19 protein-coding genes are annotated in these 23407 nt (G+C 72.3%); 9 read left to right on the top strand and 10 right to left on the bottom strand.

From position 1 onward, the window contains the following. Positions 1–190 precede the first annotated feature (190 nt). From QCN29_RS09245 to QCN29_RS09260, 4 genes are read right to left on the bottom strand one after another with little or no spacing between them, the layout of a single operon-like run. Complete coding sequence (locus QCN29_RS09245; protein WP_318036701.1) at positions 191–1486, bottom strand: TIGR02679 family protein; 1296 nt, start codon at positions 1484–1486, stop codon at positions 191–193. Then, on the bottom strand, positions 1477–5592 hold the full coding sequence (locus tag QCN29_RS09250) for a TIGR02680 family protein (RefSeq protein ID WP_279927246.1): 4116 nt from the start codon (positions 5590–5592) through the stop codon (positions 1477–1479). The genes QCN29_RS09245 and QCN29_RS09250 overlap by 10 nt, the downstream gene beginning before the upstream one ends. Next, positions 5589–6821 (bottom strand): TIGR02678 family protein, encoded by a 1233-nt coding sequence (locus QCN29_RS09255; RefSeq protein ID WP_279927248.1) that lies wholly within the window; start codon positions 6819–6821, stop codon positions 5589–5591. The genes QCN29_RS09250 and QCN29_RS09255 overlap by 4 nt, the downstream gene beginning before the upstream one ends. Further along, on the bottom strand, positions 6818–8482 hold the full coding sequence (locus tag QCN29_RS09260; RefSeq protein WP_279927250.1) for a TIGR02677 family protein: 1665 nt from the start codon (positions 8480–8482) through the stop codon (positions 6818–6820). Before QCN29_RS09260 ends, QCN29_RS09255 begins: the two co-directional genes overlap by 4 nt. 274 nt (positions 8483–8756) lie before the next feature. On the opposite strand from QCN29_RS09260, the gene QCN29_RS09265 reads away from it, so the two are divergent. The 4 genes from QCN29_RS09265 (at position 8757) to QCN29_RS09280 (ending at position 13075) form a co-directional block, all read left to right on the top strand. Further along, complete coding sequence (locus tag QCN29_RS09265) at positions 8757–9095, top strand: hypothetical protein (protein WP_279927251.1); 339 nt, start codon at positions 8757–8759, stop codon at positions 9093–9095. A 631-nt stretch (positions 9096–9726) separates the two neighbouring features. Next, complete coding sequence (locus tag QCN29_RS09270; RefSeq protein ID WP_279927252.1) at positions 9727–10953, top strand: PLP-dependent cysteine synthase family protein; 1227 nt, start codon at positions 9727–9729, stop codon at positions 10951–10953. Next, positions 10950–12239: an MDR family MFS transporter gene (locus QCN29_RS09275; RefSeq protein ID WP_279927253.1), complete on the top strand. Its 1290-nt coding sequence runs from the start codon at positions 10950–10952 to the stop codon at positions 12237–12239. The genes QCN29_RS09270 and QCN29_RS09275 overlap by 4 nt, the downstream gene beginning before the upstream one ends. Positions 12240–12634: 395 nt before the next feature. Then, positions 12635–13075, top strand: a complete 441-nt coding sequence (locus QCN29_RS09280) for a cupredoxin domain-containing protein (protein ID WP_279927254.1) — start codon at positions 12635–12637, stop codon at positions 13073–13075. 98 nt (positions 13076–13173) lie between these two features. Here QCN29_RS09280 and QCN29_RS09285 read toward each other — a convergent pair whose 3' ends face one another. The 5 genes from QCN29_RS09285 to QCN29_RS09305 all read right to left on the bottom strand — a co-directional run bounded on the left by QCN29_RS09285 (position 13174) and on the right by QCN29_RS09305 (position 17707). Next, on the bottom strand, positions 13174–14784 hold the full coding sequence (locus QCN29_RS09285) for a multicopper oxidase family protein (RefSeq protein ID WP_279927256.1): 1611 nt from the start codon (positions 14782–14784) through the stop codon (positions 13174–13176). A gap of 76 nt (positions 14785–14860) precedes the next feature. Then, the gene (locus QCN29_RS09290; protein WP_279927257.1) at positions 14861–15286 is read right to left on the bottom strand and encodes a DUF6153 family protein; all 426 of its coding nucleotides are present in this window, start codon (positions 15284–15286) and stop codon (positions 14861–14863) included. 350 nt (positions 15287–15636) lie between these two features. Then, entirely contained in the window at positions 15637–16374 is a 738-nt protein-coding gene (locus tag QCN29_RS09295) for a class F sortase (RefSeq protein ID WP_398859161.1), read from the bottom strand. Positions 16375–16475: 101 nt separating this feature from the next. Next, positions 16476–17108: a hypothetical protein gene (locus tag QCN29_RS09300; protein ID WP_279927258.1), complete on the bottom strand. Its 633-nt coding sequence runs from the start codon at positions 17106–17108 to the stop codon at positions 16476–16478. 176 nt (positions 17109–17284) lie between these two features. Further along, entirely contained in the window at positions 17285–17707 is a 423-nt protein-coding gene (locus QCN29_RS09305) for a secondary thiamine-phosphate synthase enzyme YjbQ (protein WP_240134756.1), read from the bottom strand. Positions 17708–17804: 97 nt separating this feature from the next. Between QCN29_RS09305 and QCN29_RS09310 the strand changes: the two genes are divergently transcribed. The 3 genes from QCN29_RS09310 to amaB are packed head-to-tail and all read left to right on the top strand — an operon-like array spanning position 17805 to position 21023. Beyond that, positions 17805–18062, top strand: coding sequence for a hypothetical protein (locus QCN29_RS09310; protein WP_398859163.1), 258 nt, complete (start codon positions 17805–17807; stop codon positions 18060–18062). 16 nt (positions 18063–18078) lie between these two features. Next, on the top strand, positions 18079–19473 hold the full coding sequence (gene hglS / locus QCN29_RS09315) for a 2-oxoadipate dioxygenase/decarboxylase (RefSeq protein WP_398859162.1): 1395 nt from the start codon (positions 18079–18081) through the stop codon (positions 19471–19473). After that, positions 19470–21023: an L-piperidine-6-carboxylate dehydrogenase gene (amaB, locus tag QCN29_RS09320; protein WP_279927261.1), complete on the top strand. Its 1554-nt coding sequence runs from the start codon at positions 19470–19472 to the stop codon at positions 21021–21023. Before hglS ends, amaB begins: the two co-directional genes overlap by 4 nt. 357 nt (positions 21024–21380) lie before the next feature. Here amaB and QCN29_RS09325 read toward each other — a convergent pair whose 3' ends face one another. Then, positions 21381–21608, bottom strand: a complete 228-nt coding sequence (locus QCN29_RS09325; protein WP_279927262.1) for a hypothetical protein — start codon at positions 21606–21608, stop codon at positions 21381–21383. A 5-nt stretch (positions 21609–21613) separates the two neighbouring features. Between QCN29_RS09325 and QCN29_RS09330 the strand changes: the two genes are divergently transcribed. Both QCN29_RS09330 and QCN29_RS09335 read left to right on the top strand, forming a co-directional pair. After that, on the top strand, positions 21614–22354 hold the full coding sequence (locus QCN29_RS09330; RefSeq protein ID WP_279927263.1) for a type 1 glutamine amidotransferase domain-containing protein: 741 nt from the start codon (positions 21614–21616) through the stop codon (positions 22352–22354). A gap of 195 nt (positions 22355–22549) precedes the next feature. Then, positions 22550–23263, top strand: coding sequence for a cysteine hydrolase (locus tag QCN29_RS09335; RefSeq protein WP_279927264.1), 714 nt, complete (start codon positions 22550–22552; stop codon positions 23261–23263). The last annotated feature ends 144 nt before the right edge of the window (positions 23264–23407 follow it).

Here is a 23407-nt window from a genome sequence, read left to right on the forward strand (position 1 = left end):
CGCACCTGACGCTCCGGATTGTCCTTGTTCGTGTCCGCCGACCTACGCAAGGGCAGCCCTGAGGGTATGCCGTCGTCTGCCCGCCTCACCCCGGGCGTCCGACGGCGACGCGGAGCGCGGCCGGTCGGCGGCGGGGGCGGGCCGCGGCGACCGCCGCTGCCCCGTCCGGCCGTTGCCGTGGACACCCGGTTCAGGGGCGTCCCCTCAGGTCGGACAGCAGGAGGTCCAGTTCTCGCTCCTCCTCGACCCGGATGCCGGCTTCCGTGAGCGCCTCGGCGAGGTCGGGATCCCACGGTGTCCGGGTCGGGACGCCTGTGAGAGGTCTGGGCTCGAGCCTCGAGTCGCTTCCCGCCAGGGCCGCGCGGTAGTCGGCGGCGGTGTACCGCCAGGGACGCCATGTGACGCGGCGCAGCAGTGCGCCGGCGATCCGAAGCCCGCCCCAGTCGAAGTCGCCGTGGTACTGCAAGGCCGAGCCCTTGCCGTGCAGGTGGCGCAGCAGGGCGAGTGCGGCGGCCGAGGGCTGGCCCTGGAGACAGATCAAAGGCGGGCAGGCGGGTCCTAGGGCGTCCGCCGCCGCGGCGAGGACGGCCGGGTTCTCGCAGATCCGCACCACTGGGGAGGCGGTGGAGGGCGGCCGTCGGAGGAGTTGGCGAAGTGTCAGAACGGCCGGTTCCCCCTCGTCGGCCGTCCAGTCGAGGGCGGGGGTCCCTCGCAGGTTCAGGGTGAGGACCGTCGAGGACAGTTCGTCCTTCAGCAGGCCTGCCGATGCCCAGGCCTCCCGTCGCCATTCGACGCCGCTGCCGTCGGCGAACCCGGTCAGGGCGCGGATCCCGGACAGCGTGAGGGTGGCGTGCGGGGTGCCGTCGTCCAGCGCGTGGGCCGAGCCGAGGACGCGGGCGGCGAAGGCGGCAAGCGAGACGGCGGGGTCGGCCGGAAGTACGCGCAGGGCTGCGCGGACTCCCGTGAGCAGGGTGTGCACGGAGTCGGGGGTGCGGCCCAGTCGCCGGGCAAGGCCGTCGTCCCGCACCCTGGCGGCCCAGTCGGCGAGCTCGGGCCGGTCCCGTACGAGCGCGTCGAGGGGTGCGTGCGCCCGGTCCCAGGCGGCGTCCTCCTCGGCCCTGATCCGGGCGAGCGGAGTGACGGGACCGGTGAGCGCCGTGACGGCGGCGGCGAGGCCATCGGGGCTGGTGCCCGACCGGCGCAGCACGGCGTCGACCGCCTCCAGCCGTACGGTGAGGGAACGGCCGCCACCCGGGGGGCGGGCGAGCAGCCGTTCGACGGCGGATCGCTGGCCCGGGGTGGGGGCGGCCAGGCAGACGGCGCCGGCCAGGGGTTGCCCGGCCACAAGCCGGCCGCGTACCCGCTCGACGAGCCACTCGAGTTCCGGCGTGCCCAGGAGGCGGCGCAGCCGGGGCACGTCGACCGTGGCACGCGTGACCGGCTGCGCTACGGCGGGTGCTGCGTGCCCGTCGGGCGTCAGCCCCACTGTGGCTCCCGTTCCGGCCGGCCCGCCGCGTCCGGCGCAGGTTGCCGTACGGGGTCGTCACGGCGCCGTCGTCTCGTGCCGTCCCACTCCCAGCGGGTGACGAGGACCGCTGCCACGTCGTCGGTCCGGGACAGCTGGGCGATGGCGATGCCGGGGACCTGGGGGTAGCAGGCCCATTCCCGTTCGCTGGTCATCACCACGTCGAGGTCGAAGGCGCTCAGCAGGCCGAGGCACTTGGCTCGCGAGTCGTCGTCCACTCCCGCGAACGCCTCATCCAGCGTGACCAGACGGGGCGCGTGCGGGCTGCCCGCGCTGGCGTAGTGCGAGGAGGCGGCGGCGAACAGCGGCACCGAGACGGCGAGGACGCGTTCGCCGCCGGAGGCGGGGCCGGTGGCCGGGACCCAGCGCCCGTGCTGGTGGCGTTCGACGCCGAACTCGTGCCAGGAGCGGTAGTCGAGCGCGGCGGTGAGGTGTTCGAGCCAGCTGCCCGAGCCGTTGTCGGACTGCTGGCGGGCGATCTGGGCCTGGAGGAACTCGCCGACCGCCGTGCGGTCCTCGGCGGTCCAGGCGTCGGCTGACTGGCGCAGCCGCTCTCGGGCCTGGGCGAGCCCGGGCGGGGCTTTGCGAGAGGGCCGCCACACCAGGCGGAGCTTCATGCCGGTGGAGGTGGGGCGGTCCTCCAGTTCGGCGTTCATGTCCCGCACCCGGCGTTCGGCGGTGCCCATGAGTTCCTGGAGTGTGCCGGCGACCTCTGTGATCAGGTGGGTTTCGAGGATCTCCCGTTCGTGTGCGGACAGGATGCGGGTGAGCTCGCCGACCTCCGTGGCGAGCGCCTCGGCGAGTTCGGGTACGGCCCGCTCGCGGCCCTGGTAGACGATGTCGACGACCATGCCGTCCTCGACCATGCGGGCGGAGGCGCTGTGTCCGTGCCGGGAGAGGGTGTCCTGCAGGGTCTTGAGCTCCTCGCTGAGCCGACGCTGGACGCGCTCCCAGGCGGCATCCGTGTCGTCGACCGAGGAGAGCCCGGTCTCGATGGCGCGGGCGAGCGCGATGGCCGGGGTGGCGGCCCAGGGGCCTTCGTCCGCGGCGGGGACCGCGAGTTCGGGCAGCGCGACCGCGACCAGGCCGGTGGCCGTGAAGCCCTGGAGCGCGGCGATGGCCTCCGCGCGTGTGCCGACGGCTTCCGTGAGGTCCTTCTCCAGCTGCTCGATCCTCCCCTCGGCCCGGCCGGCCTCCCGGTCCGCCTCCGTGTGACGCCGCAGGGCGGACTTCCGGTCGGCCTCGCACATCTGCTGCGCCTCGGCGGTCTCGGCGAGTCGCCGTTGCAGTTCCGCGACTGCCACTCCGACGGTGGAGCGCAAGGTCAGGTGGCGCTCGTCCGCCGCTGCCGCCTCACGCTCCGCGTCCTCGGCTCGCTGGGTGAGATCGACGGCCCGCCGCTCCGCGTCGGTCGCCTCGGCGCGCTCGTCGTCCACCCGGCGTGCGGCCTCGCCTTGTTCGCGCACGGCGGGCCACAGGGCGGCCAGCGCGGCGGCGAGGGAGCCGAGGGCGTGGCGTACGGCGGTGAGTCCGGCCCGGTCGGGGGGCAGCCCCAGATCGGCAGCGGTCTCGGTGAGTTCGGCGGCGGCACGCTCGGCCTGCCCGGCTGCCTCGGTCACCTCGGCGGCACGCTCCTCGCACCGTCTGCGGGCCTTGCGTACGGTGTCGGCGGCGGCGCTCACGAGCGCGTGTGCCCGGGTGAGCGGCGACTCGTCGGGGACGGATGCGAGTTCGGCGTCGAGGGTGCGACGGCGGCCCGCGATCGCCTCGGATCGTTCCGCGACGACTGCCGACTCCTCGTGCAGGGAGGCGAGTTCGATGCCGAGCGCGGCGACGCGGGCCCTCCGCGCCGCCTCGCGGGCGCCTTCGCCGATGTGCACGGCGGCGGGCTTGGCCCACGTGCCGGTGAGAGCGCCGACACGGAAGCGCCCGTCCGCCGCCACCCATGTCCCGGCGCCTCCCCCGCCGTCCAGGCCGATGGCGGCGAGCAGACCGATCACCCTCGCTTCGTCCGGGCTCTCGGTCCTCCCGTCCCCGTGGCCCGTGGCCGGACGCAGCACATCGGCGAGCGAGGGCCCGCTCACGGGTCCGTTCGAAGGGGAGAGCAGCACGTCGTGCCCGTTGACGGCGAGGGCGGAGCCGTCGGGGAGCACCCAGGCGTCGAGGAGGCCGGAGGCTTCGAGCGCCGCTTCGAGCCCCGCGCGTTCGGGTTCGGGCAGGTCGTCACGGAAGTCGACCAGGCTCCAGAGCGGTCCGCCCGGCAGCTGCTCGCGAAGGCCGGGGGTGCGGGTGGCCGGGGGCCGGGGCTCGCGTTGGCCGCCGGCTTCCAGGGCGGCCAGCTCCCGCCTCGCCTCGTCGGTGCGCTGGGCCAGCTCCGCGGCCCGGCGCGCGGTTTCGGCCGCCTGGTCGGCGAGGTCCGCCGAGCGGACGGTGTGCGCCCTGGCTGCGTGGGCGCGTGCCGGGTAGGGGCCGTCGAGGTGGCGGGTCCATTCCTGGAGTTCGTCGAGGAGGCCGGTCTCGTCGGGGAAGGCCAGCTCCGTCCAGGCGCGGGCGCGGTCGCGTACGTCGTCCAGGAGGGCCCGTCCGGCCCGCGCGCTGCCCTCCTCCGCCGCGCCGTGCGCTTCGGCGGCCAGGGCGAGGTCGGTCTCCGCCTCGTCGAGACGGCCTGACGCCCGGCGGTGCACGGCGGCGGCCCGGTCGGCTGCTTCGAGGAGGCCCTCGACGTGGGTGAGGGAGCGCTGGGCGCGGTCGGCGGCGTCCTCGGCGGCGCGCCGCAGTTCGGGCTCCGGCAGCCGGTCGTCCAGGGGCAGGGCGATGTGCGCGGCGGCGGCGTGCTGCCTTGCCTGGGCGAAGGCTTCCCGGACGCCGAGCCGCGTGGCACGGAGCCGGTTCTCGGCTGCGCCGAGCCGCCCGAGCGCCTTGGTGTGAAGGGCCCTCGCCTGCTCCCGGTCTTCCCGCGCCCGGTCCGCCGCCTGCGCCGTTCGCGTCACGGCCCGGGCGGCGTGTTCAAGTTCCCGCGCGTCGCGCATCTCGGGCGCCTCACGCAGGGCCTTCTCCTGGGCCTGCAGGCGTTCCGCGGTCTCCGCCAGGGAGGTGACCTCCTCCCCGGCCGCCGCCCGTTTCTCCTCGGCGCGCCTGCGCCGTTCCTGCGCCTCGGCCAGATCCCGTTGGACGCGCTCGTAGCGGGAGTGTTCGGCACGCGGAAGCCGTGCCCGGCGGCGGGTGGCGATGCGGGCGTAGCGCCGGTAGTGCTCCAGGAAGGCAGAGGCGGCCCGTTCGGCGGCTGAGGCGGCGGCCAGCTCGTCCTTCTCCTCGTCGAGGGAGCGGAACGCCTCGGCCACGTCGGCGATGACGGCCTGGTCCATGGGCGGCAGGGCCTCGGTGAGGGCGCGGGAGAGCGCGGCTTCGTTGGGCCGTTTGGAGAGCTGGGGCTGGCGCAACTGGATGAGCAGGTCGACCATGGCGGCGTACCGCTGTTCTCCAAGGCCGAAGAGCGCTTCGTCAACGGCTCGGCGGTATGCCTTGGCCTGGTCGTACACCATGCCGTACCCGGCGACCGCCTCGGCGAGCCGGTCCCGGGACAGGGCCGTGCCGGTGGCGTCGAGCAGCCGGAAGGTGTCCTCCGTGCGATCGGCGGAGCCATGGTCGACACGTTGGCGGGTGACGGCGTGCCAGTGGCGGGCGACACCCCTCCCGCTGACGGCCTTGAGCCCGCACAGCAGCGTACGGAAGTGCTGCTCGCCGGTCGTGTCGTCGAGCCTGCCGAACTCGATCCACGTATAGCCGAGCCGTTCCGAGTGCGGGTGCTCGCCGCCCAGGAGCAGGTTCCACTCCATCCTCTTGCCGGGGTCGCCGTCGGGTTCGACGCGGCGCGGACTGAGGTCGCCGTCGAGCAGGAACGGCAGGCTCAGGGCGAGCACCTTGGACTTTCCGGTGCCGTTGTTGCCGCGTAGCAACAGCCGCCCGTCCCGGAAGTGGAACTCCTCCACGTCATAGTGGAACAGGTCGACGAGCCCGACGCGCAGAGGCTGCCAGCGGGAACGCCGCGGCGTGGGGAGGCGGGTCACAGAGCGGCCTTTCGCTGCGGGGGCACGGAGGCGGAGCGGGGCTCGCGGACGACGGTCGCCCCGACCGCGTACCGGGCGAGGGCGGGGCGGGCCACCGCCGCATGCGGGGTGCGGGAGACCAGGCCCAGCGCGGCAAGCCGGGCGACGGCCTGACCGACGAGTTCGGACTCCATGCCCGGCTCCCGGGCGGACTTCGACCAGAAGCCGCCGTGCTCGGCCGCGAGTTCGCGGACGCGGAGGGCCAGTGCGTCGAGGGTGACCGGCCCGTCGGCGCCGGCGAGATGCTCGGCGAGCAGCAGGGTGATGTGGCCGTGGGTGCCCTGTTCGGGCATGCGGAGGTCGGTCAGGTCGTCGTCGGGGTCGACCATGGCGATCCCCTCGGCCCGCACCTCGGCGACGAGTCCGGTCAGCTCGGTGATCCGGACGGTGAGGAAGCCGCGCTGTCGGGTGAGGTAGCCGAGCTCGGCGTCGGTCAGGTCGTCGTAGTAGAGCACCGGGTCGTCGAGGAGCCTGCGGGTGAGTGAGCGGCGCATGGCGCGGAAGCGCAGTTCGTCGCTGTCCAGTGCGGTTTCCGCGACGAGTTCGGCGAGCCGGTCCTCGATGGTGTCCGCCCGCACGGTGGAGGGGCCCCGCCGGGTGGCGAGGAGACCGGCCAGGACCCGGCGTTCCACGTCGTACAGGACGTCGCCGACCCCGCTGACGTACGCCTCCTCCTCGCCCGCGACCCGACGCAGCACGCCGAGGTCGAGCAGGAGCCGTACGACGGCGGCGAGGTCGAGGCGCTCGTCGCGGCGTTCCAGAACGAACTCGACTCCCGCGGCGGCGAGTCGGGGATCGGCCGCGTCGAGGACGATCTGGTCGGCGAGGCGTCCGAGGGCGATCTGGGCCTCGCCCCGTTCGAGGACGGCGAGTGCGAGGCAGAACAGCACATAGCGGCGGCGGGTGAAGGGGGCGGCGCCCCGGCTCGCCTCCCGGGCCGGGTGCGTGGGGTCGGTGAGGACGCCGGGGGTCTTGCGCAGCCGCGCCGTCTCGGCGTCCACCTGGAGGGACCAGCCCGTGTTGCGATCGAACCACTCCCTCAGTTCGGGCGCGTGCCGGCGGACGAGACGGAACTCGTCGGCGTGCCGGCCGCGGGCGAGAAGGAGGGGGTGTTTCAGCAGGGCGCGTGCTGCCTTGCGCAGGTCGGCAGCGTGCTGGCCCTCCAGTACCTCGGCGAGCGGTGCGGTCATCGGTCGGGGTCTCCGTCCATCGGCTCGTCTCCGTCCACCAGGTCGTCTCCGTCCGTCAGGTCGTCTCCGTCCGTCAGGTCGTCTCCGTCCGTCAGGTCGTCTCCGTCCGTCAGGTCGACGATCTCGACGAGGTGGTCCGGGCCGCTGAAGACTCCGCCGGGCGTGCGGATCTCGGCGGCAGTGCCGTCGGTGAGAGCGGTGAGCCTGATCTCCATGGAGCCGTCGTTGCTGGTGGCCACGGTCTGCCTCGTCCCGGGCCGCCAGGTGGCCAGCGCGTCTCCGAGCAGTTGGAGGAACAGCCCGAAGGAGGCCGGGTCGAGCTCGCCGAGGCCCGACAGGCGGGTGACGCCGTCGGTGACGAGCCGGGCCCGGGCGGCCGCGGTCTCCGCGGCCTGCTTGGCGGCCGTCTGGGCGAGAGCGCGCCGCCTCTCCTCCCGGTCCTCGACCTTGCGGGGCTTGCCGCGCCGCTCATAACTCCCGGTGCGGCGCAGCTGGGGGCTGATCCGCAGCGGCTCCGCCTCGGCCCAGGGGGTGGCAGCCGGTACGGGCCGCGCCGCACGGGCGGTGAGGGTGTCCGCGTCGACGGTGAGGTGCCGCGCCGGATAGAGACCGAAGGCGGCCCGCCACAGCCGGTGCCGGGTGTCGTCGTCGGGCGCCTCGGCGAACCAGCGGGCCAGGGTCCGGAAGTCCGCGGACCGGTCCGAGCGCCCCGACCGGCGCTCGTTCAGCGCCCGTACGACGGACAGGAGCTGCGGAATCGCACCGAGAGCCCGGCCTCGCAGCAGCCGGGCCTGCGACTCTCGCCCGTCCCTGCTGATGAACCACGCGCCGAGCCCCGCCCAGCGCGCGGCCCACCGCTCGAACGCCTCGTCCTCGGCGCGTTCGGCCTCCTCAGGCGCGGCGTCGGCGGCCTCCCGGCCGGCGGCGGCCCTCAGCAGGGGCTCGGCGCCGCCGTCCTCCTCCAGCTCCAGTATCAGCCGGGTGATGCGCCCGCCCAGCGTGATGAGGTCCTGGATGAAGCGCTCCAGGTACTGAATGAGCCGGTCCTTGTACGCGAGGAAGACCCGCTCCTCGACGTCGTGCAGGTCGATGGTCCGCTGGAGCGAGCCCATGAAGGCCCGTGCGTTGTCGGCGAGCGCCGCGAAGCGGCTGGCCAGCGCGTCGAGTGCCAGGTGTGCCTTGGCCGGGTCGGGCTCGTCCTCGGCGGCCAGGACGAGCAGGGCGCGCAACTGGGTGACGATGTCGTGCAGCGCGACGGCCTGCAGCGCGCCGCGACGGCCGAGCGCTTCGTCGTAGGCGGAGAGGGCCTCCTCGGCGGCCTCCCCCTCCCGCGTCAGCTGGTAGATGAACCGCTTCCGGTAGAAGTCCTCGACCGCGGTCACTCGGGCGGTGTCCGGGTCAGCCCGCAGATTGCCCCAGCCGACGAGCCTGTCCAGCGCGCCGACGACGGTCTCCAACTCGGCGGGGCGGATGTCCGCCGGCAGCGCGGCGTGCACGTCCTCGGGGCGCAGATGAACCGCGAACCGCTCTTTGGCCACCAGGAAAACCCGCATCGCCCCGCGATAGAGCGGGGTGTTCCGCACGGTGAGGTGGGCGAAGGGGCCAAATCCCGCCGGCTCGGGATCCGGAACGGCCGAGGCGGTGGAAGCGGTGACGGTCATCGCCGGACATTCTCCCTCAGACGCTGCCCGTCACCGTCATGGGCCAGGGTAACTGGCTGATTCAGCACTGATGGGTGCTCGATTTGTTCCTGGTGTCCTTAGTAAGCACCTTGATAGAACCGTTGAAATCCGACAACCGGTCGAGCACTCATACGATTGATTCACGCCATGCTTCCACGCAATTCCGGGTGCGCTCGAAGACGGGGGTTACGATCACGGCGTGACGACTAACCGGTCTCGCCCTCGCGTTCCGCATTCCCGCCCCACGGCGGCCATGCGGCGCCTCGTCGGCCTGACCGTGCTCCTCCTGTTCGGCCTTCTGGCCGGCCACGGAGGAACCGAGGACGGCGCCGCCGAACTCACCTCCAGCGCACCGATCATCGCGCCTGCCGACGTCATGGATGCCCCCGGCGACCCCGAACCGCCGCACCCCTCGCACGAGTGCCACTCCGGGTCACCGGTGGGCACGCAGGCGCAGAACGGACCGCTCACGCCGCAGTGGTGCGACAGGCCCCAGGCAGACCGTCCCGGTCGGCCCGCGCCCGCCCCAACGCCGCGAGCCCACGCCCTCGCCCCGGTGCCGCCGAGAACTGCCGCCATCCTGCAGGTCTAGATTCTCCCGCGCTCGCCCCGCGGCCGATGCGCATCCGCACGGCCGAGGCGTGAGCGGCGCCCCGTCTCCCACCACCCCCTGAGTTTTCGCGGAAGTCCGTCCGCCCTGCCGCCGCGGGGCCGGCGCGGCGTGTCCGCGCGGAGAGACCGTGTCACACCATCCCTTCGCACACCCCTGCGTCGAACGCATCCATGGGGCAGCGCGGTTAACTGCCGTCGTTGTCGGCGCCCTCCTCCTGTCGGCCGTTTTCTGCTTCGCGCATCTGGGCGAGAGCGCGCCGCACCCGACCGCTGGAACCCCCGCTGCCGCCGCGTCCGCCCTGGACTCGGGCCACCACCATGACGACGGCGTCGGCTGCGCGCCCACCGGCCTCGCGACGCGGGCACAGCCCGCACCTGCCGTCGACCCGCAAGTCCTCTGCGCAGCACTGCCCATGGCTTCCACGGCGTCGGCTCCGCACACGCGGTCCATGGCATCGACCGGCAACACGGCGCCCAGAGCCTGCTCCGGCCGAGCGACGCAGATACGCGTGTGCCGGTGGCGCATCTAGGCCGTTCCCTGCCGCGGCCGTCCTCACCCGGCTCGCGGACGAACAGTCCCTGATGCGCACCATCGACCCGAGAGCGAAACCATGCACTCTTCGACAACCGACGTCACCCCTCCCACCCGTTCCGCCCTGTCCGGGCTGGTGGGCAACACCCCTCTGCTGCATGTGACGGAGCCGCTCGCCCCGGCGGGCCGCGGCTTCTGGGCCAAGCTGGAGGGCTTCAACCCCGGCGGGATCAAGGACCGTCCCGGTCTCCACATGGTCGAACGGGCCCGTGCCCGCGGCTGCCTGCGCCCGGGCGCCCGCATCATCGAGTCCACCAGCGGCACGCTCGGACTCGGGCTCGCCCTGGCCGGCATGGTCTACGGCCACCCCGTCACCCTCGTCACCGACCCGGGTCTGGAGCTGTCCATGACGCGGCTGCTGACCGCGTACGGAGCCCAGGTCAAGGTGGTCGCCGAGCCGCACCCCACCGGCGGCTGGCAGCAGGCCCGCCGGGACCGCGTCGCCCAACTCCTCCAGCAGCACCCCGACTCCTGGTGCCCGGACCAGTACAGCAACCCGGACAACACCACGGCGTACACGCCGCTCGCCCTCGAACTCGCCACCGAGCTCGGGCACATCGACGTCCTGGTGTGCAGCGTCGGGACCGGCGGGCACTCGGCCGGGGTTTCCCGCGTGCTCCGCCAGCTCTACCCGGACCTGGCCCTCGTCGGGGTCGACACGATCGGCTCGACCATCTTCGGCCAGCCCGCCAGGCCCCGGCTCATGCGCGGGCTCGGATCGAGCATCTACCCCCGCAACGTCGCGTACGACCAGTTCAGCGAGGTGCACTGGGTGGCGCCGGGCGAGGCGGTGTGGACCTGCCGCCGGCTCGCCGCCTCCCATTACGCCACCGGCGGCTGGAGCGTCGGCGCCGTCGCCCTGGTAGCCGGCTGGCTCGCCCGCTCGCTCCCCAAGGGGACCCGGATCGCCGCGATCTTCCCGGACGGACCGCAGCGCTACCTCGGCACCGTGTACGACGACGACTACTGCGCCGCCCACGGCCTGCTCACAGGCCCTCCCGCCGCCGAACCGGACCTAATCGGCCGCCTGGACGAAAAGGAGGTCACCCGCTGGACCCGTTGCACCACCGTGGTCGACCCCCTCAGGCTCGACGACGAGGACGCAACGACCCACGACGCCGGGCCCGGGGGCGCCGAGGCCCGGGACGCCGAGGCCCGGTACGCCGAGTCCGGGGACGCCGACGCCCGGGACGCCGAGTCCGGGGACGCCGAGGCCCGGGACGCCGCCGAGGAGCGGGCCCGATGAAGAGCACCGTGTCCCAGTTCCGCTCGTACCCCCGCAGCGTGCAGTTGCTGATGGTCAATCAGTTCACCATCAACCTCGGCTTCTACATGCTGATGCCCTATCTCGCGACCTACCTCGCCGGGCCCCTCGGGCTCGCCGGCTGGCTGGTCGGCCTCATCCTCGGCGCGCGGAACTTCAGCCAGCAGGGCATGTTCCTCGTCGGCGGCACCCTCGCCGACCGGCTCGGCTACAAGCCGATGATCATCGCCGGGCTCGTCCTGCGCACCCTCGGTTTCGCCACCCTGGGCCTGGTGGACTCCGTCCCGGCGCTGATCGCCGCCTCCGCGGCGACGGGTCTGGCCGGCGCGCTGTTCAACCCGGCCAGCCGCGCGTACCTCGCCGTCGACGCCGGCGAACGCCGGGTGGAGGCGTTCGCCCTGTTCAACGTCTTCTACCAGGCGGGCATCCTGCTCGGGCCGCTGGTCGGCATGGTGCTGACCGGCGTCGACTTCCGCATCACATGCCTCGCCGCGGCGGGAATCTTCGCCGTCCTGAGCATCGTCCAGATCCGCGCCCTGCCCGCGCGCCGGGCCGCGGAAGCGAAGGGACAGACCGGCGAGGGTGTGCTGGCCCAGTGGCGGAGCATCCTCGCCAACCGTCCGTTCCTCCTCTTCTCCATGGCCATGATCGGCTCGTACGTCCTGTCCTTCCAGGTCTATCTGGCGCTGCCTCTGGAGGTGCGGCGGCTCGGAGGGGAGGGAACGTTCGGCACGGCGGCCGTGGCCGTCCTGTTCGCCGTCTCCGGGCTGAGCACCATCCTCTTCCAGACGAGGGTGACCGGCTGGTGCAAGGCCCGGATGGAACCGGGCCGGGCTCTCACCTGGGGTCTGCTCGCGATGGGGGTGGCGTTCGTTCCCCTGCTCGCCGCCACGGCCGTTCCCGTACCGGCCGGGGGTGCAGGGCTGTGGCTGCTCGCCGCGGTGCCATCGGCGCTGTCCGCGCTGCTCCTGGCACTCGGCACGATGGCCGCCTACCCCTTCGAGATGGACACCATCGTCCGACTTTCCGGCAACCGCCTCGTCGCGACGCACTACGGCCTCTACAACACCGTCTGCGGCATCGGGATCACGCTCGGAAACCTGCTGACCGGGGTGGCGCTCGACGCGGCCCGTGGGGCCGGGATGTCCGCTCTGCCCTGGCTGGCGCTCACCGCGCTCGGCCTGGCCTGCACCGCCGCCCTGTACGGGCTGCACCGGTCGGGACGCCTCGACACGCCCCAGGCCCGCCCGGAGCCGGTGACCGTCTGAACCGCCCGTCCGACCCGACGGGAGAGACTGCGGCCCCGCGGCTCGGCAGGGGGCCGCAGATGACGCTCCCCGCCCGCGTTGTTCGGGCTGATCGCCCCACGCGGGCGGGGACCGTACGTACCGTGTGCAGCGGGGACCGTATACACGGGGGTGCACGACGCAGGGGGCACGACACAGGGGCGGTCGCCGTGTCCGCTTCCCGGCGCGAGCGGGCGTGACGGCAGGAGTTCGCGAGTCTCTTCCAGCACGTTCGGGTGAGTGTCGCTGGCGATCGGCGTAGCGGACGACGCCTGCCCACTCCGTCCCGGAGAGGCTGGCTCCGGGCATCGGCAGGCCGACCGACGGCGGTCGGCGCCCTTGTCCGGCAGTCCGCCTGACCACCCCGGGAGCACTCCATGCCCGCACTCCGCCGCTCACACCGTGCAGGCGCCGCCGCGATCGGCTGTCTGTTTCTCGTCCTGCTCGTCACGGGCTGCGGAGACGGCGGCGGGGGTGAGGAGAGCGACCCCACTGCCGAGACAACCGCCGCAACCACTGCCGCGACCAGCACTCCACCGGCGACCGCCACCGCCACCGCCGACGCGGAGGAGCAGATCACCATCCGCGACTTCGCGTTCACGCCTCCGACTCTGACGGTCAGCCCCGGCGCCACCGTCACAGTGGTGAACCAGGACTCGGCCTCGCACACGGTGACGGCCACCGACGGCGAGTCATTCGACACCGGAGAGATCGCCGGTGGGCGCTCGGCCACGTTCACCGCCCCCGACACGCCCGGCACATACCCCTTCTTCTGCTCGATCCACCCGCGCATGACGGGCACGCTGACCGTCGCGTAAGGCACGGTCCCCGTCCTGCGCCGGAGGGCGGAATCCGCGACCAGGAGGTGCGCGACGGGAAGCCGCGAACCGAACCGCCCCTCGATCCGCCCCTCCGCCTACTTCCGGTAGCCGAGAACGGTCATCATCCCGGACTCGGCGTGGTAGACGTTGTGGCAGTGGATCATCCACAGCCCGGGGTTGTCGGCGTCGAAGTCGACGTCGAGCCGCTTGCCCGGCAGCACGATCGAGGTGTCCTTGCGGGCGCCGCTGCCGGCGAGTGCGAAGGTGTGGCCGTGCAGATGCATGGGGTGCCACATGGTCGTGGTGTTCACAAAGGACAGGCGGACCCTCTCGCCCGAGCGGACCGGGTAGCGCTGGGCGGGGTCGTACGCCTTGCCGTTGACGGCCCAGTCGTAGTTCATCATCGAGCCGGTCAGCTTGAGCTCGATCGTGGTGTCCGGCTTGCGCGATGCGAGCCGCACCGATTCCGCGGCCTTCAGCTGACCGGCCTGGACGACCTTGCCGGACAGTTCCTTGGGGCGTACGGCGGCGCTCGGCGCGGCACCGCCGCCGGTACGCAGAACGGCGAGGGCGGTGCGGTTCTTGCCCTCGGCCAGCGCGGTCAGCGGGAAGGTTCCGTTTCCGACGGTGACCAGGGCGTCGAAGCGCTCGCCCATGCCGAGCAGCAGTGCATCCGCCCGCGTGTGCTCGACGGGGAAGCCGTCGGTGTGGGTGACGGTCAGCCTGTGGCCGCCGAGGGCGACACGGAACGCGGTGTCGCCGCCGGCGTTGATGATCCGCAGCCGGATCCGGTCACCGGGCTTCGCGGTGAAGGTCTGGGGGTTCTCGGGCGTACGGCCGTTGATCAGGTAGTACGGGTACGCGACGTCTCCGGCGTCACCGCCCAGCAGGTCGCTGGTCGCGCCCATGAGCATCCTGGACGGTCCGGAAGGCGCGGGCGCCGGGGACGTGGCCGCGCTCATGGACATGTTCGACATGTCGTGGCCCTCCATGCTCCCGGATTCGCCCATGTCCATGTCGCCGTGGTCCATGCCTCCCATGCCCTTGCGGAGTTCGGCGAGCACTGCCTCGGGGGTGGAGCCGTCGACGCCGTCGAGCCAGTCGTCGAGGACGATCACCCATTCCCTGTCGTACGTCAGGGGCTCCTTGGGGTCCTCGACGATGAGCGGGGCGTACAGGCCGCGGTCCAGTTGGGTGCCGGAGTGCGGGTGGAACCAGTAGGTGCCGGGGTGGGAGACGGCGAACCGGTAGTCGAAGGAGCCGCCCGCCCTGATGTCGCGCTGTGTGAGCCCGGGCACGCCGTCCATGTCGTTGCGCAGCGCGAGCCCGTGCCAGTGGACCGTGGTGGCCACGGGAAGGTTGTTGGCGAGGGTGAGCGCGAGGGTGTCGCCGGCGGTGACCCGCACCTCCCTGCCGGGAAGTTCGCCTCCGTACGCCCAGGAGCGGACCGTACGCCCGCCGCCGAGGTCGAGCGGGGTCTCGGCGGCCGTGAGCTTCACCTTGCGCTCGGACCCGGGCCTGCGCAGTGCTTCGGTCGCGCCGATCTCCTTGCTGTCGGGGGTGATGTAGTCGGCGGCCGGCGCCGTGCTGTCTTTGTGGGAGGAGTGTCCGGCGCCGCCGCCCGAGCAGGCGGCGAGCAGACCGGTGCCGGCGGCGGCAAGCCCGGCGCCGAGGACGGTACGGCGAGGGAGTCGGGGTCGGAACATGACGAAGAACCTCTTGACGTGATCGTTGCATGCAGAAGGGGCCGGTACCGCTCACGGCGAGGAGCGGCCGGTCTGCCTATATGCGCGCCAACGACAGACGTGTCAGGAGGGACCCGGGCGGGCCGGGCGGCGGGATCGCACGGAGCGCGTGAGCCAGTCGTCCGATCGCCGGCAGCACATCGCCGACGGGCATCCGCCTGAGGGCGCCGCGGGCCAGAAGCAGGACCCCGACGCCCACGCCCAGCACGGCGAGGCACACGGCTGCGGCTCCCACGCCGTGTGCGGGTGTGGGGTGGGTCGCATGGTGGCTCTCGGCGACGGCCACCTGCACCGTCGACGCGGCGGGGGCGTGGGACGCTGTCGACGCGTGCCCGCCGGCCGGGCTCGGGGCCGTGTGTTCGCCGGGGTGAGCGAGGGCGTGCATCAGCACGATGCCGAAGAGCAGCGCGACGGCGAGCACACACCGGCTCAGCCAGGTCGCGGTCTTCTGACGCCGTGCCACTTCGGTCTCCGTTCTCCGTCGCCCCGTGTTGCGGGCCGGACGCGTCCCATCGTACGGGGAGGGGGTATGGCGCGCCCGCCGCCCGCCTCCCCCGGACCCGCCGTGCGCCCCGGGCAAGTGCGTGCGGCGATACGGGCGCAGGTCACCGTGCCCCCGCCGACGGCTGTATGCCGGGTGTTCTGCCAGCGCGTGAGCAGCGCGGCCCAGCAGAGGTTCAAGCGGAGTTCTGCTTCTCCTGCGGGCTCCGGCACGCACTCTTCGGGCGGCGGCGCGCAGGCCGGGGTTGTCCGCGTCGGCTCGGCGGGCGCGGCGGGCGCGATGGGCTCGGCGTCGGCATGCCGATGCGATGCCTATCGGGCAGCGGGAACGAGGTGGGCGAAGACGACGAGGTTCTCCGTGTAGTCCTTCGCTTTGCGGTCATACGCGCCTGCGCATGTGATGAGTCGCACCAGGGCGTCGGGGGTGTCGCCGTACACGCGCTTGTCAGGAAAGTCATCCTTCTGGAAGCTTTCCACGGCGTCGACGAGGAAGGCGGCTGTGGTGCCGTCAGCGCGCCTGACCTCGAAACGGTCTCCGCGCGTGAGTTCGCGGAGCCTGGCAAAGACAGCCGGGGAGGTGGCGGTGTCGAGGTGGCCCGCGATGAGTGCGGTCCCCCGCTCACCGGGTGAGATGCCAGAGGCATGCCAGCCGACGAGGTTCGTGTCGTCTGCGGGGGGCGGGTCCAGGGCGCCGGAAGGGCCGATCTTCAAGCCGGTGAACGGCGCGTCCACTCCGATCTTGGGAATCTTCAATCGCGTAGGAGCCGACCTCGGCATCGCCGGGCTGGACGATGGAGCTGCGCTCGGCGACGCCTGGTGCGATGCGTCCGGGGAGGACGACGGGGCGGGCTCCGGTGCGGCCGCCCGAGCGTGCCCTGCCGCGGAAGGAGCCCCGGGCTTGGCCGGCGCGGTCGCGTCCTGCGCAAGCATGCCCGGACCGAAGACGAGCAGAAGCACAGCCAGTACCAGCGTCCAGAGCACAGCGGGGACAGCCCAGCGCTTGATACGCCGGGGCTCTTCCTCACCAGCGGGGTCTGGTCGGGTCGTCACCAAGGCACCTTTCGAGTTCGGGCGGCAATCGGGAGGTGGGAGAGAGACACCGGACGCAGAGACCGCCTACTGGGAAGCAGCCTCTGCGTCCGGTTGCGCAATCACGACGCCGTGCCGGCGGCCTTCCTGCGACGGTAGAGGACGAACGCGGCCAGACCGCCCGCGACCACCACGGCACCGGTCACATTCGTGGTGCTGTTCGCGAGGCCGCCCCCGCCCGTGTGCATGCCGCCCTTGGGCTTGTCGTGCTTGTAGCCGTCCCCTTCCTTCCCCTTGTCCTTGCTCCAGTCGTCGGCGTTGACGAGGGACAGGGCGCCGGAGCCGGTGTGCATACCGCCCTTCGGCTTGCCATAGTCCTTCTTGCCGTGCTCGTCCTTGCCGTGCTCGTCCTTGCCATGCTCGTCTTTGGACCAGTCATCCGCACCGACCCGAGCCAGCGCGCCGGAACCGGCGTGCATACCGCCCTTCGGCTTGCCATAGTCCTTCTTGCCGTGCTCGTCCTTGCCGTGCTCGTCCTTGCCATGCTCGTCCTTGGACCAGTCATCCCCACTGACCCGAGCCAGCGCGCCGGAACCGGCGTGCATACCGCCCTTCGGCTTGCCATAGTCGCGCTCCTGGCTGTGAGGGGAATCGTCCTTGTCCCCTCCTTCGGTGATCGCGTACGCACCGGGTGCGGTGATCGCCAGGGTGGCGGCGGCGGCTGTCGCGGCGAAAAGAATGCGGGCAGAGCGCATCGATGACTTCCTTTCGTCCGCTGCGCAAGCTGACCCACTGTCGGCTTTTCATACGCAGCGACATGGCCCACCGTCAGCTGCTGACCGTCTGCCCGCCACTTGGGATACTGCATACGGGAGCTGAGTGCGGACGAGTAGCGCCAAAGGAGCGATCTCGGCCGAACCGGGTCGGCGTCCTATCCCAGGAAGCTCAACCGCACCTCACGGTGGGGATTGTCGACATTCGTGTCCACCAGGCAGACGGACTGCCAGGTGCCCAGCTCCAGACGTCCACCGAGGACCGGCAGGGTGGCGTGCGGCGGCACGAACGCGGGCAGGACGTGGTCCCGGCCGTGGCCCGCGCTGCCGTGGCGGTGCTGCCAGCGCTCGTCGGCGGGCAGCAGCGTGTGCAGCGCGGCCAGCAGGTCGTCGTCGCTCCCCGCGCCGGTCTCGATGAGAGCGATGCCCGCGGTGGCATGCGGCACGAACACATGGAGCAGCCCGTCCCGGCCGCCGGCCACCTCGCGGAGGAACTCCTCGCAGGCGTGGGTCAGGTCGGTCACCGTCTCCCGCGAGCCGGTGGCGACGGTCAGGGTCGTGGTGGTGAAGGCGTCTGGCATGCTCCCATCCTGCCGCCCCGGCGCACGGCCCGCCGAACGGGTGCGGTCCAAGAGGGCGCCATGGACGCGAGGAGCCGCCGGAAGCCACCCTGTCCCCATGAGCCTGACGCGGGACAGGACACGGGAGAGCGCAGAGGAGATCGGCCAGGCGGCGGGGATCAGCCGTTCTCCGCGGGCCACCGGGTTTTCCGGGCATGGATTCCTACAGGCGACCGCCGTGCGCGAGATCGTCCGCGATCTCTTCCTCGGCGTCGAGCCGCCCGTCGACGTGGGCCCGCTGTCCGCGGACCGCTTCACGGGCGGAGCGGGCGGAGCGGGCGGCGTCGCCGTACGCCCGGAGGCCCACGTCATCTGACCGCGACTGGAGGTCCATCGTGTCCGTGCCGGTGCCCTCATGGCGGCTGCGCGCCGCGTTCGCCCGCCGCCTGTCCGACATGTACGGGCGGGAGGTCCCCGCGTACACCACGCTTCTGGAGGTCTCAGCAGAGGTCAATGACGAGGTGATCCGCCGGGGCGGGGACGCCGGGCGGCTTGGCGGCATCGAGCGGGTCACCGCCGAGCGCCATGGTGCAATCCGCGTGGGCACGGGGCTGGAGATGCGCCAGGCCGCGCAGATCTTCGCCGCGCTGGGCATGGAGCCGGTCGGCTTCTACGATCTGCGCGAGGCGGCCGCCAGCTCCGTGCCCGTGGTCTCCACGGCCTTCCGCCCGGTCGGCGCCGACGATGTGGAGCGGAGTCCGTTCCGGGTCTTCACTTCGCTGCTCACCTCGGCCGACCGGCGCTTCTTCGACGCCGGCCTCCAGGGGCGGCTCGAGGCGTTCCTCGGCCGCCGTCGGCTCTTCCCTCCCGAGCTGCTCGATCTCGCGGTCCGGGCCGAGCGGGACGGGGGGCTCGACGCGACCTCTGCGGAACGGTTTCTGACTCTCGCCACAGCGTCGTTCGAGCTGTCCCGGGAGCCGGTGGACCGGGCCTGGTACGCCGAGCTGGAGAAGGTCTCAGCGGTGGCGGCCGACATCGGCGGGGTGGACCGTACCCATGTCAACCACCTCACGCCCCGGGTCCTCGACATCGACGAGCTCTACCGGCGGATGGCGGACCGCGGCATCGCGATGATCGACAGAATCCAGGGCCCGCCGCGCTGGGACGGCCCGGATGTGCTGCTGCGTCAGACGTCGTTCCGGGCGCTGGCCGAGCAGCGGCGCTTCCGGGAGTCGGACGGCACGGTGACGACGGGCGCGCTGCGGGTGCGGTTCGGCGAGGTCGAGGCGCGGGGCATCGCGCTGACCCGGGCCGGCCGGGCGCTGTACGACGAGTTGGCCGGCGAGTCGGCCGAGCGCTGGGCCGCCCGCTTCCCCGACAGCGAACGCAGGCTGGCCGCCGAGGGCATGGCCTACTTCCGCTATGAGCCGGCCGCCGGTCCTCCGCCGGGCGGCGGCCCTCCGCCACGCGACCTCGCCGGGCTGCTGGACGGCGGCTGGCTGCGGGCCCGGCCCATCGTCTACGAGGACTTCCTGCCGCGCTCCGCGGCCGGCATCTTCCAGTCCAACCTCACCGACGAAGGGGTGCGCGACGCCTCCCTCAGCGGCGTCCACTACGACCGGCGGTGGCTGTCCGGCGTACTGGAACGCCCCGTGCACGACCCGTTCGCGCTGTACGCCGCACAGCAGGAGACCTCGCTGCGGGACGCCTGCGCCCGCCTCTCGCTCCCTTTTCCCGAGTTCCCCGACTTCCCCGTGATCCCCGAGGACCGTAAGGACGCATCGTGACTTCTGACATCGGCTCGTCCCTTCCCCGCACCGAGGATCTGCGCCGCCGCGCCCAGGAGCGCCTGTCGGCCTGCGGCGTACGGCCCGGCGCATGGGACGGCGCACGGGACGGCGGGCTCACCGCGCGCACCCCGCTGACCGGCGGCACGCTGTGCGGCCTGCCCGCCGCCTCCCCCCAGGAAGTGGAGGCGGCGGTCGGCGAGGCCGCCGAGGCGTTCGCCGTATGGCGGATGCGGCCGGCCCCGGCGCGCGGGGCGCTGGTCAAACGGCTCGGTGAGCTGCTGGGCGAGCACCGGGAGGACCTGGCGGAGCTGGTGACGATCGAAGCGGGCAAGATCCGTTCCGAGGCGCTCGGCGAAGTGCAGGAGATGATCGACATCTGTGACTTCGCGGTCGGTCTGTCCCGTCAGCTGTACGGGCGGACCATGGCCAGCGAGCGGCCCGGCCACCGGCTGTCGGAGAGCTGGCATCCGCTGGGCGTGGTCGGGGTGATCTCGGCGTTCAACTTCCCGGTCGCCGTCTGGTCCTGGAACACGGCGATCGCCCTCGCCTGTGGTGACACCGTGGTCTGGAAGCCGTCCGAGCAGACCCCGCTGACGTCGCTCGCCTGCGCTGCGCTGCTCACCCGCGCCGCGGCGGACACCGACGCTCCGGCCGGGGTGCACCGGCTGGTCCTCGGCGGGCGGGAGACGGGCGAACGGCTGGTCGACGACGCGCGGGTGGCGCTGGTGAGCGCCACGGGTTCGGTGCGGATGGGGCGCGAGGTCGGCCCGCGGGTGGCCGCCCGCTTCGGCCGGCTGCTGCTGGAGCTGGGCGGCAACAACGCGGCAGTCGTCACCTCGTCCGCCGACCTCGATCTGGCGGTCCGCGCGATCGTGTTCTCCGCGGCGGGCACGGCCGGGCAGCGCTGTACGACGCTGCGCAGGCTGATCGTGCACGAGGACGTCGCCGGGGCGCTGCTGGAGAAGGTCGTCCATGCGTACGGGCAGCTGCGGGTCGGCGATCCGCTGGCGGAGGGGACGCTGGTCGGGCCGCTGATCTCCTGCGCTGCCCGGGAGGCGATGGACGAGGCGCTGGCGGCGGCGCAGGCGGACGGCGGGAAGGTGCTGACCGGCGGTGAGCCGGTGCTGCAGACCGAGGCCCCGCAGGCGGCCTATGTGCGCCCCGCGGTGGTGCGGATGCCGGCGCAGACCGCGGTCGTGCGGCGGGAGACCTTCGCCCCGATCCTGTATGTGCTGACCTACCGGACGCTGGACGAGGCGCTGGCGCTGCACAACGGCGTGCCGCAGGGGCTGTCGTCGAGCATCTTCACCCGCGATCAGCGCGAGGCGGAGCGTTTCCTCGCCGCCGACGGCTCCGACTGCGGCATCGCCAATGTCAACATCGGCACGTCGGGGGCGGAGATCGGCGGGGCTTTCGGCGGGGAGAAGGAGACCGGCGGCGGACGCGAGTCGGGCTCGGACGCCTGGCGGGCGTATATGCGCCGGGCCACCAACACCGTGAACTACTCCGACAGCCTGCCGCTCGCCCAGGGGGTGAGCTTCCTCTGACCTCGCCCGGCGGCCCGGGGAAGATCTGCGGCACCGAAGCAGTTGGTACTGCTGTCTGACCTGGCCTCTCGTCGGGTGGCGGGGGTGTAGCGGGACTTCGATTGTGCGGGGGCGGTCTCACGGGAACCGCCCCCCGATCGTGCGACCACGCCGCGGGAAGTGTCAGCTTCGGGCGACTGCTTGGCGTCGGCGGCGCCAGTGCGACCGGCTCAGCGCGTGGTGTCGTCCGCGGTGACCACTCAGGTGCGGGGGCCGGCAACCCGAGTGGTGAACCAGCTCGCCGGGGACGGGTGGGCGGCCTTCGCGGTCGCGCTGCCACAGGCCCATGTCCAGTGCGTCCAGGACGAGTTGGGTCTCCTACGACATCGACGCGGACCAGCCGACGATGCGGCGGGAGAAGGTGACGACGACGAAGGCGACATAGACGACGCCCGCCCAGGCGACGACGTGAGTGAAGTCGGCCGCCCAGGTGCGGTTGGGGGCCGGGGCGACGAAGTCACGGTCCAGGCGGTCCGGGGCCCTGGCGGCGGCCGGGTCTGCGTTGGCGGGCGAGTGACCGGTCGACGACAGCGCCGTGATAGGCATCAGTCATGCGTGTCCTCCTCCCCTTGCCCGACCGGGACTTCGATGTCACCGAGGTCGCCGTCCCTTGGCGGCTGCTGCGCGACGCCGGCCACGACGTGGTGTTCGCCACCGAGCACGGCGGGCTGCCACCGCAGGCCGATCCGCTGCTGCTCAGCGGTGTGATCTTCGGGCAACTCGGTGCGGAGCCGGAGCCGAAGGAGTTCTACCGCGAGCTCACCGGCGACGTCGCCTTCCGTAATCCGCTCGCCTGGGAGGCCGTCTCGCCGGAGGCGTACGACGGGCTGCTGCTGCCCGGCGGGCACGCCCCGGGCATGCGGCAGTACCTCGGCTCGCCTGTCCTGCAGACGAAGGTCTCCCGTTTCTGGGCGACGGGTCGGCCGGTGGGCGCCATCTGCCACGGCGTCCTCGTACTCGCCCGCACCATCGACCCGGAGACCGGCCGCAGCGTCATCGCCGGGCGGCGCACCACCTGCCTGCCGAAGTACATGGAACGCAGCGCCTATTACCTCACCGCGTGGCGGCACGGCCGCTACTACCGAACGTATCCGCAGTACGTCCAGGACGAGGTCACCGCCGCGCTCGACGACCCCGAGCAATTCGAGCGCGGACCGATCGAGCTGCGGCGGCGCGGTACGGCGACCGACGACACCCCCGCCTTCGTCGTCCAGGACGGCCGGTATCTGTCCGGCCGTTGGCCTGGTGACGCCTACCTCTTCGCCCGGCGCTTCAGCGCCCTGCTGGAGTAGCCCTCATGCCTGGCTGGGCGGCCTTGGAGCCGTACCCTCCTCGGCCTCACCCTGGCCGCCCCGGCCCGCATGTCGTTCTTCGCCGCCCCACCCGACACCCCGGGCAGGGGCGGGCATCCTCGTCTTCATAAACAGACGACTGGTCGCTTATTATTCGCAAGTCTTCATCCACCTCCCACGACCAGGAGTCCGACCATGACGTCCGCCCGGACCAGCCTCTACGCGGAACCCTCCACGCCCGCGCTCCCGGCCAGCGGCCTGCAGCTCGACCTTGCTCACACGGCCCTGGTCGTCACCGATCCGCAGATCGACTTCCTCAGTCCGCAAGGGGTCACCTGGGAGATCTTCGGCGCCAGCATCACGGACAACGACACGGTCGCCCACGTCGGACAGCTTCTTGACGCCGCCAAGACCGCCGGCATCACTGTGGCGATCTCGCCTCACTACTACTACCCGTCCGACGACGCCTGGCAGTTCGGCGGCCCTCTGGAGCAGTACATGCACAGCGTCGGCATGTTCAGACGCCAGGGTCCGCTCCTCCTCGACGGTTTCGCCGGCTCCGGGGCCGACTTTCTGCCCGCGTACCACCAGTACATTCTCGACGGCACGACCGTCATCGCCTCGCCTCACAAGATCGTGGGACCCGAGTCGAACGACCTCGCCCTCCAGTTGCGCAAGCGCGGCATCTCGCAGGTCCTGCTCGCCGGCATGGCAGCCAATCTCTGCGTCGAGGGCCACCTCCGCGAACTCATCGAGCAGGGCTTCGAAGTGGTCGTCGTCCGCGATGCCACAGCAGGCCCGCAGCTTCCGGAAGGCGACGGCTATCTCGCTGCCCTCATCAACTTCCGCTTCCTGGCGAGCGCCACATGGTCCACCGCCGAGGCTGTCACAGCGCTGCGGGGCAGCTGATGACACCGTGGACGATCGCGCAGGTTCCCCAGACGGCCGATCATGGACTGTCCGGTCGGCGGACCGTAGCGTCGCAGCCAGCCGCGCCGACGGCCGAAATGACGTCATCCACGGCCGGAACACTCACCGGTGGACGAAACAGCA

Origin of the sequence: Streptomyces chengmaiensis, assembly GCF_029846775.1 — a bacterium.
Taxonomy (GTDB): Bacteria; Actinomycetota; Actinomycetes; order Streptomycetales; family Streptomycetaceae; genus Streptomyces; species Streptomyces chengmaiensis.

Coding starts and splice junctions, on each gene's coding strand:
- QCN29_RS09255 (WP_279927248.1), bottom strand. CDS start 6,821: ATGACCGCACCGCTCGCCGAGGTACTGGAGGGCCAGCACGCTGCCGAC.
- QCN29_RS09260 (WP_279927250.1), bottom strand. CDS start 8,482: ATGACCGTCACCGCTTCCACCGCCTCGGCCGTTCCGGATCCCGAGCCG.
- QCN29_RS09265 (WP_279927251.1), top strand. CDS start 8,757: ATGCGGCGCCTCGTCGGCCTGACCGTGCTCCTCCTGTTCGGCCTTCTG.
- QCN29_RS09270 (WP_279927252.1), top strand. CDS start 9,727: ATGCACTCTTCGACAACCGACGTCACCCCTCCCACCCGTTCCGCCCTG.
- QCN29_RS09275 (WP_279927253.1), top strand. CDS start 10,950: ATGAAGAGCACCGTGTCCCAGTTCCGCTCGTACCCCCGCAGCGTGCAG.
- QCN29_RS09280 (WP_279927254.1), top strand. CDS start 12,635: ATGCCCGCACTCCGCCGCTCACACCGTGCAGGCGCCGCCGCGATCGGC.
- QCN29_RS09285 (WP_279927256.1), bottom strand. CDS start 14,784: ATGTTCCGACCCCGACTCCCTCGCCGTACCGTCCTCGGCGCCGGGCTT.
- QCN29_RS09300 (WP_279927258.1), bottom strand. CDS start 17,108: ATGCGCTCTGCCCGCATTCTTTTCGCCGCGACAGCCGCCGCCGCCACC.
- QCN29_RS09305 (WP_240134756.1), bottom strand. CDS start 17,707: ATGCCAGACGCCTTCACCACCACGACCCTGACCGTCGCCACCGGCTCG.
- QCN29_RS09310 (WP_398859163.1), top strand. CDS start 17,805: ATGAGCCTGACGCGGGACAGGACACGGGAGAGCGCAGAGGAGATCGGC.
- QCN29_RS09325 (WP_279927262.1), bottom strand. CDS start 21,608: ATGCCTATCACGGCGCTGTCGTCGACCGGTCACTCGCCCGCCAACGCA.
- QCN29_RS09330 (WP_279927263.1), top strand. CDS start 21,614: ATGCGTGTCCTCCTCCCCTTGCCCGACCGGGACTTCGATGTCACCGAG.
- QCN29_RS09335 (WP_279927264.1), top strand. CDS start 22,550: ATGACGTCCGCCCGGACCAGCCTCTACGCGGAACCCTCCACGCCCGCG.